Origin of the sequence: Microbacterium sp. B24, from assembly GCF_000333415.1 — a bacterium.
Lineage (GTDB): Bacteria > Actinomycetota > Actinomycetes > Actinomycetales > Microbacteriaceae > Microbacterium.
The window spans coordinates 1-13367 of sequence record NZ_BADB01000547.1 but is presented as its reverse complement, the minus strand read 5'-3'; the positions used below and the strand labels follow the sequence as shown (position 1 = coordinate 13367).

10 protein-coding genes and 3 pseudogenes are annotated in these 13367 nt (G+C 69.2%); 6 read left to right on the top strand and 7 right to left on the bottom strand.

Annotated elements, in window-relative coordinates; genetic code table 11:
* Window positions 1-7 precede the first annotated feature (7 nt).
* Window positions 8-436: pseudogene (locus I5I_RS17745) on the top strand (SDR family NAD(P)-dependent oxidoreductase); the annotation flags it as partial.
* An 80-nt stretch (window positions 437-516) separates the two neighbouring features.
* Here I5I_RS17745 and I5I_RS17740 read toward each other — a convergent pair.
* Together I5I_RS17740 and I5I_RS15930 are read right to left on the bottom strand one after the other, a co-directional pair.
* Window positions 517-642 (bottom strand): annotated as a pseudogene (locus I5I_RS17740) (SURF1 family protein); the annotation flags it as partial.
* The gene (locus I5I_RS15930) at window positions 639-1760 is read right to left on the bottom strand and encodes a GuaB3 family IMP dehydrogenase-related protein (RefSeq protein ID WP_016463524.1); all 1122 of its coding nucleotides are present in this window, start codon (window positions 1758-1760) and stop codon (window positions 639-641) included. The pseudogene I5I_RS17740 and the gene I5I_RS15930, both read right to left, overlap by 4 nt.
* An 86-nt stretch (window positions 1761-1846) precedes the next feature.
* On the opposite strand from I5I_RS15930, the gene I5I_RS15925 reads away from it, so the two are divergent.
* Window positions 1847-2959, top strand: coding sequence for an FAD-dependent oxidoreductase (locus tag I5I_RS15925; protein WP_036322124.1), 1113 nt, complete (start codon window positions 1847-1849; stop codon window positions 2957-2959).
* Between the two features lie 21 nt (window positions 2960-2980).
* Here I5I_RS15925 and I5I_RS15920 read toward each other — a convergent pair whose 3' ends face one another.
* Both I5I_RS15920 and guaB read right to left on the bottom strand, forming a co-directional pair.
* On the bottom strand, window positions 2981-4669 hold the full coding sequence (locus I5I_RS15920) for an ABC-F family ATP-binding cassette domain-containing protein (protein ID WP_036322121.1): 1689 nt from the start codon (window positions 4667-4669) through the stop codon (window positions 2981-2983).
* 230 nt (window positions 4670-4899) lie between these two features.
* Entirely contained in the window at window positions 4900-6402 is a 1503-nt protein-coding gene (gene guaB, locus I5I_RS15915) for an IMP dehydrogenase (protein WP_036322118.1), read from the bottom strand.
* Window positions 6403-6761: 359 nt separating this feature from the next.
* Between guaB and I5I_RS15910 the strand changes: the two genes are divergently transcribed.
* From I5I_RS15910 to I5I_RS15895, 4 genes are read left to right on the top strand one after another with little or no spacing between them, the layout of a single operon-like run.
* Window positions 6762-8102, top strand: a complete 1341-nt coding sequence (locus I5I_RS15910) for a branched-chain amino acid ABC transporter permease (RefSeq protein WP_036322115.1) — start codon at window positions 6762-6764, stop codon at window positions 8100-8102.
* 10 nt (window positions 8103-8112) lie between these two features.
* Window positions 8113-9108 carry a branched-chain amino acid ABC transporter permease gene (locus tag I5I_RS15905; RefSeq protein WP_036322111.1) on the top strand — a complete coding sequence of 332 codons (996 nt, stop codon included), beginning with the start codon at window positions 8113-8115 and terminating at the stop codon, window positions 9106-9108.
* Window positions 9101-10114 (top strand): ABC transporter ATP-binding protein, encoded by a 1014-nt coding sequence (locus I5I_RS15900; RefSeq protein WP_036322109.1) that lies wholly within the window; start codon window positions 9101-9103, stop codon window positions 10112-10114. Before I5I_RS15905 ends, I5I_RS15900 begins: the two co-directional genes overlap by 8 nt.
* Window positions 10111-10896, top strand: coding sequence for an ABC transporter ATP-binding protein (locus tag I5I_RS15895; protein WP_036322106.1), 786 nt, complete (start codon window positions 10111-10113; stop codon window positions 10894-10896). The genes I5I_RS15900 and I5I_RS15895 overlap by 4 nt, the downstream gene beginning before the upstream one ends.
* Before the next feature lie 277 nt (window positions 10897-11173).
* Here I5I_RS15895 and I5I_RS15890 read toward each other — a convergent pair whose 3' ends face one another.
* The 3 genes and pseudogenes from I5I_RS15890 to groES form a co-directional block, all read right to left on the bottom strand.
* Complete coding sequence (locus I5I_RS15890) at window positions 11174-11758, bottom strand: ABC transporter substrate-binding protein (protein ID WP_239640143.1); 585 nt, start codon at window positions 11756-11758, stop codon at window positions 11174-11176.
* Between the two features lie 170 nt (window positions 11759-11928).
* Window positions 11929-12860, bottom strand: a pseudogene (gene rarD, locus I5I_RS15885) (EamA family transporter RarD).
* 141 nt (window positions 12861-13001) lie between these two features.
* Window positions 13002-13298: a co-chaperone GroES gene (gene groES / locus I5I_RS15880; RefSeq protein ID WP_005050391.1), complete on the bottom strand. Its 297-nt coding sequence runs from the start codon at window positions 13296-13298 to the stop codon at window positions 13002-13004.
* Window positions 13299-13367: the final 69 nt, after the last annotated feature.

The window sequence follows — 13367 nt, the reverse complement described above, 5'->3', positions numbered from 1 at the left end:
GCCATCGATGGGGCGCTGTCGGGCGACGAGGGCATCGATGTGGTCGCCAACATCGCGGGCGTCTACCCGCCCGACCACCCTCGCGACGTACGACGAGGAGACCTACCGGCGCATCTTCGACATCAACGTGCTCGGCGTGCTCAACGTCATCGCCGCGGCCCGGCCACGCCTGCGTCGCGGCGCCTCCGTCGTGAACTTCGCGTCGGTCGATGCGTTCACGGTCTCACGCGGCCAACTGCTCTACGGTGCGTCGAAGGCTGCCGTCGTCATGCTCACGAAGGCTCTCGCGCTCGAACTGGCGCCCGACGGCATCCGCGTCAACGGCATCGCGCCGGGCTGGGTCGCGACCCCCGGCAACGCGGCGACCGGACGCATGGAGGCCGCCGCGGCGTCGATTCCGCTCGGTCGCGTCGCGACGCCGGAGGAGATCGCCGCCTGGGTCTGGCTCGTGTCCCAGCCCGAATACGGCGCTTTCCTCGACGGGGAGACGATCGTGCTCTCAGGCGCGGACGTGATGCCCAGCTGCCACTGGCCGAGCCAGGCGAACACCGCCGCGACGACGAGGGCGAACACGAGCATGCCGAGCCACCAGGGGCGCAGCATGACCTCGCGCAGCGTCGGCGGGAACGGCTCCGCGGTCATCGACCTGCCATGTAGGGCGCGACGACGACCTCGACGCGCTGGAACTCCTTGAGGTCGGAGTACCCGGTGGTGGCCATCGACTTCTTCAGCGCGCCGATGAGGTTCGCGGTGCCGTCGGCGACCGGGGCGGGGCCGTAGAGAATCTCCTCCAGCGGCGCGACCTGCCCGACCTCCACGCGCTTGCCGCGCGGCAGCTTCGGGTGGTGCGCCTCGGGGCCCCAGTGGTATCCACGGCCGGGCGCGTCGGTCGCGCGCGCGAGCGCGACGCCCAGCATGACGGCATCCGCGCCCATCGCCAGCGCCTTGACGATGTCGCCCGACGTGCCGACGCCACCGTCGGCGATGACGTGCACGTAGCGGCCGCCCGACTCGTCGAGGTAGTCGCGGCGCGCGCCGGCGACGTCGGCGACGGCCGTCGCCATCGGCGCATGGATGCCGAGGGTCGCACGGGTCGTCGAGGCCGCTCCGCCGCCGAAGCCGACGAGCACACCGGCCGCGCCGGTGCGCATGAGATGCAGCGCCGCGGTGTAGGTGGAGGCGCCGCCGACGATGACGGGCACGTCGAGGTCGTAGATGAACTTCTTGAGATTCAGCGGCGCGTCGACGCTCGAGACGTGCTCGGCCGACACCGTGGTCCCGCGGATGACGAAGAGGTCGACGCCGGCGGCGACGACGGTCTCGTACAGCTCCTGCGTGCGCTGAGGCGTGAGGGATCCGGCGACCGTGACCCCCGCCTCGCGGATCTCGGCGAGGCGGTCGCGCACAAGCTCGGGCTTGATGGGCTCGGCGTACAGCTCCTGCATCCGGCGGGTCGCCTCCGATGCCGGCAGAGAGGCGATCTCGGCGAGCAGCGGCTCGGGGTCGTCGTAGCGGGTCCACACGCCCTCGAGGTCGAGCACGCCGAGCCCGCCGAGCTGGCCGAGCATGACGGCGGTACGCGGACTCATGACGGAGTCCATCGGCGCCCCCAGCACCGGGATCTCGAAGCCGAAGGCATCGATCGACCAGGCGGTCGAGACGTCTTCGGGGTTGCGGGTGCGCCGCGAAGGCACGACCGCGATGTCGTCGAACGCGTAGGCACGGCGGGCGCGCTTGGCGCGGCCGAGCTCGATCTCCATGGTCACCCCCTCAGCCTACTCGCGGAGCCCGCCCTCACCCTCCGGCGTCGGCGCGGCAGGATGGGAGCACCGGGAGAAGGGATGCCATGTCGGAACGCATCATCGTCGTGGGCGGCGGAGTCATGGGGTTGGCGACCGCGTGGCAGCTGGTGCGCCGCGGCGAGCGCCCGATCGTGCTGGAGCGGTTCGCCCGCGGCCACCACGAGGGCGCCTCGCACGGCGAGACCCGCAACTTCAACAATGCGTACGGCGACGCCCACTACCTCGACCTGCTCGTCCGCGCGCGCGAGGGCTGGGACGCGCTCGGCACGGTGGAGGGCGAACCGCTGCTGCGACTGCACGGGCTCGTCTCGCACGGGTCGGGACTCGCGCTCGGCAGTGCGACGGCGCGCGATCTGCCGGCGATCGCGAGCGAGCTGGCTTCCCGCGGCATCCCGGCGGAGATCCTCGACGGCGCGACGGCCGGCCGGCGCTGGCCGGGGATGCGCTTCGAGGACACGGTGCTGTTCTCACCGGACGCCGGCGTCGCCCGGGCGGCGGCGACCCTGCGCGAGCTCGAGCGCCGCATCGTCGCCGGCGGCGGCGAGGTGCGGTGGAACACGCGGGTGCGCGCGGTCGCGCCCGATGCCGACGGCGCGACCGTGGTGACGGACGCCGAGACGCTGCGCGCCGACGTGCTCGTCGTGACCGTGGGCGCCTGGACCTCGGGGCTTCTCGCCGACCTCGGCATCCCCCTCCCGCCGCTGCGGGTGACGGAGGAGACGCCGGCGCATTTCACGGCGACCTCCACGGACCCCTGGCCCTCGTTCAACCATTTCGTCGCTCCGGGCTCGCAGCCGGCGAACGTCTACGGCATGCCGACGCCCCGCGAGGGTGTGAAGGTCGGCTTCCACGGCATCGGCGACGAGGTCGATCCCGACCGGCGCCCGCACCGGCCGGTGCTCCAGCGCGAGCTGCGCGACTACGTCCGCGAGTGGTTCCCCGGCCTCGACGCCGACACCGCCGTGCCGATCTCCTGCACCTATACGACGACACCGACCGAGGCGTTCGTGCTCGACCGGGTCGGACCGGTGGTGGTGGGCGCCGGATTCTCGGGGCAGGGCTTCAAGTTCGCGCCGGGGGTGGGGGCCACCCTCGCGGATCTCGTGCTCGATGCCGACGCGCGCGCAGCCGAGCCGTTCCGTCTGCCGAGCGCCTGAGCGACGACCCCGAGCGCGCCCCTATCGCGCCCGCGCCACCCGGGTCTCGTCCCAGACCGGCTCATCGGACTCGACGACCCGACCGTCCGCGCCGAAGACCAGGAAGCGATCGAAGGAACGCGCGAACCAGCGATCGTGCGTGACCGCCAGCACCGTGCCCTCGAACCGGCCGAGCGCCTCTTCGAGCGCCTCCGCCGACACGAGGTCGAGGTTGTCGGTGGGCTCGTCCAGCAGCAGCAGCGTCGCGCCCGACAGCTCCAGCAGCAGCACCTGGAAGCGCGCCTGCTGGCCGCCCGAGAGACTGTCGAAGCCCTGCTCCGCCTGACGGACCAGGCCGTAGCGGTCGAGCGCCGAGCTTGCGGCATCCCTCGGCATCCCGGATCTGCGGTCGTCGCCGCGGTGGAGGATGTCGAGGAGCGAGCGCCCCGCGTACTCGGGATGGCGGTGCGTCTGAGCGAACCATCCGGGCCGCACGCGAGCGCCGAGCACGGCGCGCCCCCGGTGGGCGACCGGCTCGAGCGCGGCGCCGACCTCGGTGACGTGGCCGAGGAGAGCGTCGGGATCGGTGCCGCCGCGAGCCAGCAGCCGCAGGAAGTGGGACTTGCCCGACCCGTTCGAGCCGAGCACGGCGATGCGATCGCCGAACCAGACCTCCAGGTCGAACGGCTTCATCAAGCCCGTCAACTCCAGCTGCTCGGCGACGACCGCGCGCTTGCCGGTGCGCGCTCCGCGCAGGCGCAGATCGAGGTTCTGCGCGGGCGGGCGCTCTTCGGGCGGGCCGGCGTCTTCGAAACGACGAAGCCGAGTCTGGGCGGCACGGTAACGGGAGGCGAACTCGTCACTGGCGGCCGCCTTCGCCTTCATGTCGGCGACGAACCGCTGCAGTTTGAGGTGCTGCTCATCCCACCGGCGGCGCAGCTCGTCGAGTCGGGCCATCCGGTCTTCGCGCGCGGCGTGGTAGCCGTCGAAGCCGCCGCCGTGCACCCAGGCGCTGCTGCCGGCGCCGCCCGGCTCCAACGTCACGATGCGGTCGGCGGCACGCGCCAGCAGCTCGCGGTCGTGAGAGACGAGCAGCACGGTCTTGGGGGTCTCGCGCAGACGCTCTTCGAGCCAGCGCTTGCCGGGCACATCGAGGTAGTTGTCGGGCTCGTCGAGCAGCAGCACCTCGTCGGGTCCGCGCAGCAGCGCTTCGAGCGCGAGACGCTTCTGCTCGCCGCCCGAGAGGCTGGTCAACGCGCGGAAGCGGGCACGGGCGAAGGGGATGCCGAGAGCGGCGATCGTGCAGGTGTCCCAGACGGTCTCGTACTCGTAGCCGCCCGCTTCGGCGTAGTCCGCGAGCGCGCTCGCGTAGCGCATCTGCGTGTCGAGATCGTCGCGTTCGATGATGGCGGCCTCGGCATCCTCGAGTTCCCGTGCCGCCGCGCCCACGCGCGCCGGGGCGACCGAGACGAGCAGATCGTGGATGGACTGCTCCGCCGTGCCGTGACCGACGAACTGGTCCATGACACCCAGCCCGCCGTCGATCGTGACGACGCCGGACTGCGGGGCGAGCTCACCGCGGATGAGGCGCAGGAGCGTGGTCTTGCCGGCCCCGTTGGGGCCGATGAGGGCCGTCGTCTTGCCGTCGGCCACCCGGAACGTCACCTCGTCGAGAAGCGGTCGGCCGTCCGGCAGCACGAAGGAGACGGCGGCGATGTCGATGTAGCCCACAGCGGGTCCTTCCGCCCTCGCCGCGGTGCGGGCGCAGAGCCGACCAGCCTAACCGGTCGCGGCCCGCCCGCGCGAACCGGGCAGACCTGCTCCGACGCGAGCCTGGTTCACGAACCCCGCAGAATGTGACGAACTCCGCACCCGATAACGCGAATGGATGCGGAGTTCGTGCGAATCTGCGGAGTTCGTGACACCACGGATGCGGCGGCCGCGGATGCGGCGGGCCGCGCTCAGCGCTTGTAGTTGGGCGCCTCGACGACGATCTGCACGTCGTGCGGGTGGCTCTCCTTGAGCCCGGCCGCGGTGATGCGGACGAACTTGCCGCGCGCCTTCAGCTCTTCGATGGTGCGGGCGCCGACGTAGAACATCGACTGCCGCAGGCCGCCGACGAGCTGGTAGGCCACGGCCGACACCGGGCCGCGATAGGCCACCTGACCCTCGATGCCCTCGGGGATCAGCTTGTCGTCGCTCGGGATGTCCGCTTGGAAGTAGCGGTCCTTCGAGTACGACGTCTTCTTGCCGCGAGTCTGCATCGCCCCGAGCGATCCCATGCCTCGGTAGAGCTTGAACTGCTTGCCGCCCTGGAAGACGATCTCACCGGGCGACTCGTCCGTGCCGGCCAGGAGCGATCCCAGCATGACGGTGTCGGCACCGGCGACGAGCGCCTTCGCGATGTCACCCGAGTATTGCAGACCGCCGTCGGCGATGACCGGGATGTCGGCCCCGCGCGCCGCCTGGTAGGCCTCCCAGATCGCGGTGACCTGGGGCACGCCGACGCCCGCGACGATGCGGGTGGTGCAGATCGAACCCGGGCCGACGCCGACCTTGACGGCATCCACGCCCGCCTCGATGAGCGCCTGCGCGCCCTCCCGGGTCGCGACATTGCCGCCGATGACGTCGATGTGCGCGAACGACTCATCGGCCTTGAGACGACGGACCATGTCGATGACACCCTGAGACTGCCCGTTGGCGGTGTCGACGACGATGACGTCGACACCCGCGTCGCGCAGGGCCTCGGCGCGCTCCCACGCGTCGCCGAAGAAGCCGATCGCCGCACCGACACGCAGGCGCCCCTGGTCGTCCTTCGTCGCCAGCGGGTACTTCTCGCTCTTGTCGAAGTCCTTGATCGTGATGAGGCCCGCGAGCTTGCCGTCATCGTCGATGAGCGGCAGCTTCTCGACGCGGTGCTGCGCGAACAGGGCGATGACCTCGTTGGCGCCGATGCCGACGCGACCGGTCACGAGGCCCTCGCTGGTCATGACGTCGCGAACCTTCGTCGTCTGGCGCTCGAAGCCCGAGACGAAGCGCATGTCGCGGTTGGTGATGATGCCCAGCAGTCGCCCCTCCTCGTCGACGACGGGAAGACCCGAGATCCGGTACTGGCCGCAGAGCGTGTCGACCTCTTCGATCGTCGCGTCCGGAGTGGTCGTGATCGGGTCGGTGATCATGCCCGACTCGCTGCGCTTGACCTGGTCGACCATCGCGGCCTGCTCGGCGATGGCGAGGTTGCGATGCAGGATGCCGAGTCCACCCTCGCGAGCCATGGCGATGGCCATCCGCGCCTCGCTGACGGTGTCCATCGCCGCCGACAGCAGCGGGGTGGCGACCGTGATGCGGCGGGTGACCCGCGACGACGTGTCGGCCTCGGAGGGGATGACGTCGGTGTGCCCCGGCAGCAGGAGCACGTCGTCATAAGTCAATCCGACGAAACCGAACGGGTCGTTGTGCTCCACGTGCTCTCCTGTGTCTGGCATGTGCGGCGCGCGGGTCGCGTCTGTATCGCGCGCGCGAAAGGCGGGTGTACCGATTGTAAGTCGCGGCGACCTCCGCGCATTCCGCGGATACTCCCGGCCCGTCCGGCGCGCGGCTCGCCCCGGACATCTCGATACGTTCACGTGAACGTTTCGCCTCTTGACGCGGGGCGGCATCTGAGGGAGCGTTTCTCCACGCGACGATGCGCACCCCGACGAAGCTCCAACGACGGAGCGACGACGTTCTTGTGCGAAACACGCGCGACACATCCGGGTCGTAGCCTCGACCCACCAACGAGCGACCGTCCGGATGGCCGCCGTCGATTTCAGAGTGGAGTGCCATGCTCGTGTCCTCAGCGAGACTCGGGGTCCATCCGCGACGACGAGTCGCCCTCCTCGTCTCCCTTCTGTTCGCCGCGATCACGATGCTGGCGGTGCTGCTGCCGGCACAGCCCGCCGCAGCCGCCGCGGCATCGTGCTCCGCCGATGCGTCCACGGCGTGCGTGCAGGGCACGATCCGCCAGAGCGACGGCTCACCCGCGGTGGGTGTGGGACTGACGATCTCCGGCCCCGGCGTCGGCGCCAGCCCGACCACGACGACCGACAGCGCCGGACGGTGGGTGTTCGCCGTCACGAAGGACGGCACCTACACGGTGAAGGTGGATGCCGCGACACTCGCCCAGGGCCAGTACCTCGACGGCGCCGACTCGCGCGAGGTCAGCGTGACGCTGCACTCCGACGTCTCGGCGATCTTCAAGCTCTCCGACAGCCCGGACGGCGCCGCCGCCAGCGCGAGCGCGTTCGACTGGCCGCGGTTCTGGCAGCAAGCGGTGCAGGGCATCCGCCTGGGCCTGCTTCTGGCACTCGCCTCGCTGGGACTGTCGCTCATCTTCGGCACCACCGGCCTCAGCAACTTCGCCCACGGCGAGCTCGTCACCATCGGCGGTGTGCTCGCCTGGTTCCTCACCTCGCTCACCGGCAACCTCTGGCTCGGTGGCGGCCTCGCCGTCATCGTGATGGCGGCGCTGGGATGGGTGCAGGATGCCGGGCTGTGGAAGCCGTTGCGGCGGCGCCGGCTGAGCCTGACCCAGATGATGATCGTGTCGATCGGCCTGTCGATCGCGCTGCAGTACGTCGTGCAGCTGTGGATCGGCGCGGGGACGGTGCGCATCGACAAGTCGAACCCCGCCACGGTGACGATCTTCGGCGTCACCCTGACCATCCAGTCGTACGTCGCGATGGGAATCGCGATCGTCGCCATCGCGGCGGTCGGGCTCGGCCTGATGTACACGCGCTTCGGTCGCGCCACCCGCGCGGTCTCCGACAACCCGGCGCTGGCCTCGGCATCCGGCATCGACGTCGACAAGGTGATCCGTGGCGTGTGGATCCTCGCCTCGGGCCTCGCGGGCTTGGCCGGCGTGCTGCTCGGCCTCGTGCTCAACGGCATCGGCTGGGAGACCGGCGGCCAACTGCTGCTGCTGCTGTTCGCAGCCGTCACCCTCGGCGGGCTCGGCACCGCGTTCGGCGCGTTCGCCGGTGCGATGGTCATCGGCCTCATCGTCGAACTCACGAACATCTGGCTGCCGGGCGATCTGAAGTACGCCACGGCGCTCGCACTGCTCATCGTCATCCTGCTGTTCCGGCCGCAGGGCATCTTCGGCCGCGCCGAGCGAGTCGGCTAAGGAGAGGGCCATGGACTTCTGGATCACGCTGCTGCAGCAGCTCACCGAGACCGCGATCGCGCCGATCACCGCCGCGTACGTCATCGCGGCGATCGGCCTCAACATCCACTTCGGGTACACGGGGCTCATGAACATGGGGCAGGCGGGCTTCATGCTCCTCGGCGCCTACGGGTTCGCCATCACCGTCATCAACGGCGGCGGCTTCTGGTTGGGGGTTCTCGTCGCGATCGTGGCGTGTGTCGTCTTCGCCTTCGTGCTCGGCATCCCGACCCTGCGACTGCGCGGCGACTACCTCGCGATCGTCACGATCTGTGCGGCCGAGATCGTGCGCATGGTCGGACGCCTGTCCGCCCTCGCCGACGTGACCGGCGGGTCGACGGGCCTCGTCGGACCCGAATACCGCGGGGCGTTCACGAGCCTGTCGATCCTGCCTCCGGGCACCACGCAGATCCTGTGGTTCTCCTACCCCAACACCGACCCGGGGTCGGGCAACGACTGGTGGACGCGCCTGGTCGCGTGGACCCTCGTCGCCATCGCCCTGCTGTTCACCTGGCTGGCCATGCGCAGCCCGTGGGGTCGTGTGCTCAAGGGCATCCGCGAGGACGAGGACGCCGTACGCAGCCTCGGCAAGAGCTCGTACTCCTACAAGATGCAGGCGCTCATCATCGGCGGTGTGCTCGGCGGCATCGCCGGCATCCTGGTGGTGCTGCCGGCCTCCGTGCAGCCGGACGGCTTCGGCCGCCCGCTCACGTTCAACCTGTGGACGATCATGCTGCTGGGCGGCGCCGCCACGATCTTCGGCCCGCTGCTCGGATCGATCATCTTCTTCGTCGTGCGCATCGCGATCGTGCAGATCGCCGGCGAGTACATCCCGGCGTCGATCCTCAACACGCAGCAGACGCAGTGGCTGTCGTGGGTGCTGATCGGCATCGCTCTCATGCTGCTGGTGATCTTCCGACCACAAGGCATCCTCGGCAATAAGAAGGAGTTGAGCTTCAATGCCTGACCAGACCGCCGACCGCGCCGTTCCGGTCTCGCAGGAGCCCGGCGCGATCACACAGGCCATCCGCTCCACGCTGCTGAACGTCGCGGAGACGCCCGGCTCGGCCAAGCCCGATCCCATCCTGGTGGTCGACAACATCGTGCGACGCTTCGGCGGCATGACGGCCGTTAACGTCGACCACCTCGAGGTGCAGCGCGGCGCGATCACGGCGCTGATCGGCCCGAACGGCGCCGGCAAGACCACGTTCTTCAACCTCATTACCGGCTTCGACAAGCCGTCGTCGGCGAAGAAGCTCTTCGGGGGGCCTTCGCCGGCCGAGGCTGCCAAGTGGTCTTTCGACGGGCGCACGCTCGGCAACACCGCGGCATCCAAGGTGGCCCGCGCCGGCATGGTGCGCACGTTCCAGCTGACGAAGGCGCTGTCGCGCATGACGGTGCTCGACAACATGCTGATCGGCGCGAAGGACAACCCCGGTGAGAACCTGGCGGTCGGCCTCGTCAAGCCACTGTGGGGCGGCGCCGAGAAGGCGAACATCGCCAAAGCCGAGGAGCTGCTGCAGCGCTTCAAGCTCGACACCAAGCGCGATGACATGGCCGGAAGCCTCTCCGGCGGGCAGAAGAAGCTTCTCGAGATGGCTCGGGCCCTGATGAGCGATCCGAAGATGATCATGCTCGACGAGCCCATGGCCGGGGTCAACCCCGCGCTCACGCAGAGCCTGCTCGAGCACATCCAGGCGCTGCGCAACGACGGCACGACCGTGCTGTTCGTCGAGCACGACATGCACATGGTGCGCCACATCTCCGACTGGGTGGTCGTCATGGCCCAGGGCGAGGTCGTCGCCGAGGGCGATCCGGAGCGCGTCATGAAGAACCCGGCCGTGATCGACGCCTACTTGGGCGCGTATCACGACACCGATCTCGGCGACGATGCCGCCGTGAACACGGGCCTCATCACCCAGATCGAGGCCGAGGTCGAAGCCGAGGCCGAGCAGGAGGACGACCACAAATGAGCATGCCATCCGCCGCGGCTGCGCCCGAGGCACCGACGGCGACGCCGGTCGTCAAGGCCGACAGCCTCGTCGCCGGCTACCTGCCGGGCGTCAACATCCTCAACGACTGCACCCTGGAGGCGTTTCCGGGTGAGCTCGTCGGAATCATCGGCCCCAACGGCGCCGGCAAGTCGACGCTGCTGAAGGCCCTCTTCGGCCTCGTCAACGTCCGCTCCGGCGCCGTGACGCTGGAGGGCGAGGACATCACCAACCAGAAGGCCAACCAGCTGGTGCAGGCGGGGATCGGCTTCGTTCCCCAGACGAACAACGTCTTTCCCTCCCTGACGATCGAGGAGAACATGCAGATGGGCATGTTCTTGCGGCATATGGAGTCCCAGAGCCGAGTCTCCGAGATCTGGGAGCTCTTTCCCATGCTGGGTGAGTATCGCAAGCAGCGTGCCGGATCGCTCTCCGGCGGCGAGCGCCAGTCGGTCGCCATGGCCCGAGCCCTCATGATGAAGCCGAAGGTGCTGCTGCTGGACGAGCCCAGCGCGGGCCTGTCCCCCGTTCGCCAGGACGAGACGTTCATCCGCACGCGGGAGATCAACAAGACCGGTGTGACCATCATCAAGGTGGAGCAGAACGCTCGTCGCTGCCTGCAGATCTGCGACCGCGCGTACGTCCTCGACCAGGGCCGCAACGCCTACGAGGGCGCGGGACGCGAACTCGCGAAGGACCCGAAGGTCATCGAGCTGTACCTCGGCACGCTCGCCGCGGATGTCGAGGCGTCGCACTCGGACTGACCGCTCAGGGACAGAAGGGGCCTCGCCGTGTCGGCGAGGCCCCTTCTGCATGCGCGCGGCTTTGGATGCGGAGATGCGCAACGGATGCGGACGCCGACCGGCACGGCATCCGCATCCGTTGACCGCGTCCGCATCTGTTGACGGCGCTGGCGACGGGAGAACGGATGCCGCGGCGGGCATATTCACCCGCCGGCTGCGCGCCGAGACACGAAGAAGGGGCGGATGCCGGTGCCGTACGCGTCGTTGCAAGACGATGAACGCGACCTTCTGGACGCCGTCACCGATGACGAGGTTGCCCAGCGCCGAGCCCTGCACCGTTGTCCGGCGGAGCGGTGCGGAAGTAGTAGCTGGAGTAACCGGAGAGCTCGGTCGCGGTGTTCGCGGGCGAGATCTGCACCTTGCACTTCGAGACGATGGTGTCGACGAAGTTGAGGCTGACGCTCGAGGACTCGGCACCGAGCACGACCTGCGCGTCGGAGGAGGCGATCTGCGCAGCCGAGGCGGTGGAGACCGACAGGTCCGACGAGGCGCCGGAGTCGGTGATCGGGCCGACCTTGATCGGCTGGCCGAGCACGCCGCCGGCGGCGTCGATGTCTTCGACGGCGAGGCCATAGCCGGCCTCGGCGGGCGGGTTGAGGTAGGCCAGCGAACCGGTCTGCGGCAGGATCGTCGCGAGAGTGAACGGTCCGGTCGAGGGCGTGCCGGGCTTGCAGGCGGCGGCAGGGTCCGCCGACCCCGTCGAGGTTGCCGTGGGAGCCGACGTGGTGCCGCCTCCGCCCGAGCTGGAGCACCCTGCGAGGGCGAGCGACGCGGCGCCCGCGAGCGCAAACGCGGCGATGAGCGCCTTGTTGCGATGAACCATGGGTTCTTCCCTTTCTTCGATGACATCGCGCGGCGCACGGGCTCCGCGGTCTGGCTTGAACGCTAAACCTGCTGTGTCACCAGGATGTTTCGCGCACGCATCGAAGAGAAGCACCGCGACGCAATCGTTATGAACGTCGCGCGGGCGCCGCTCACGTCGTCGAGACGTTCTCAGACCAGATCGGCGACGTCCGAGACGTTTCGGGCCCGCCGCGACGACACCACGGAATCGACGCTCAGCACGACCAGCGCGACCCACACCAGCGCGAACCCGATCCAGCGTTCGAGCGGCATCGGCTCGTGCAGGATCCACGCGCCGGTGATGAACTGCAGGATGGGGGCCACGAACTGCAGCAAGCCGATCACGGTGAGCGGCGCCCGTCGCGCACCCGCAGCGAACAGCAGCAGCGGAACAGCGGTGACGACGCCGGCAAGGGTGACGAGAACGGTGTGCCCGGCGCCCTGGGTGCCGAAGACGAGGCCGGTGGTGGCGGCGACCACGACCAGCTGGATGAGGGCGATCGGGGTGAGCCAGAGAGATTCCAGGGTGAGGCCGCTGATCGCATCGACCCGAGGACCGATCTGCTTCTTCACGAGACCGTAGGTGCCGAAGCTCGCCGCCAGGGTCAGCGCGATCCAGGGGAACGATCCGTAGGCGACGATGATGACGATCACGGCCAAGCCCGCGAACCCGATCGCGATCCACTGCGCCAGCCGCAGACGCTCCTTCAGCACGATCACGCCCAGCAGCACGGTCACGATCGGGTTGATGAAGTACCCGAGGCTCCCTCGATGACGTGCCCGGTGAGGATGCCGATCAGGAACACCTGCCAGTTCACGTAGATCAGCAGGCCCGCGATGATCGTCCAGAACACGAGCCGTCGATCACGCAGGATCGCGATGAGCTTGCCCCACGTGCGGGTGAGCGTCAGCAGGATCGCGCAGAACGCGAGGGAGAAGAGAATGCGCCAGACGACGATCTCCCACGGCCCGATGGGCGCCAGCAGCAGGAAGTAGAGGGGCATGAATCCCCAGAGGAAGTACGCCGCGAAGGCGGAGATCCCCCCGCGCCGCTCTTCACGTGCGGTCTCGGCGGGTGTCATGAGAGAAAGCCTACGACGGTCGTGACATGTTCGGACCGACGGATGCCGAGGCATCCTGCCGTTGGTCGTCGTTCCTCCGCCAATCCGCGTCAACGACGATGGCCCCCGGACTTTGCCGGGGGCCATCGTCGTGTGCGATCGTCAGCGGACGACGACCGCCAGAACGTCGCGGGCCGACAGGACGAGGAACTCGTCGCCGCCGAACTTCACCTCGGTGCCGCCGTACTTGCTGTAGATGACGCGGTCGCCGACGGCGACGTCGAGCGGCACGCGGTTGCCGTTGTCGTCGATGCGGCCGGGGCCCACGGCCACGACCTCGCCCTCCTGGGGCTTCTCCTTGGCGGTGTCAGGGATGACGAGGCCACTGGACGTGACCTGCTCAGCCTCGACCTGCTTGATGACGATGCGGTCCTCGAGCGGCTTGATGGAAACCGACACGGTCTACCTCTTTCTTGCTGGGCGTGATGCTTCAAGACTCGGACTCTAGAGGATCCCCGGGACCGAGCT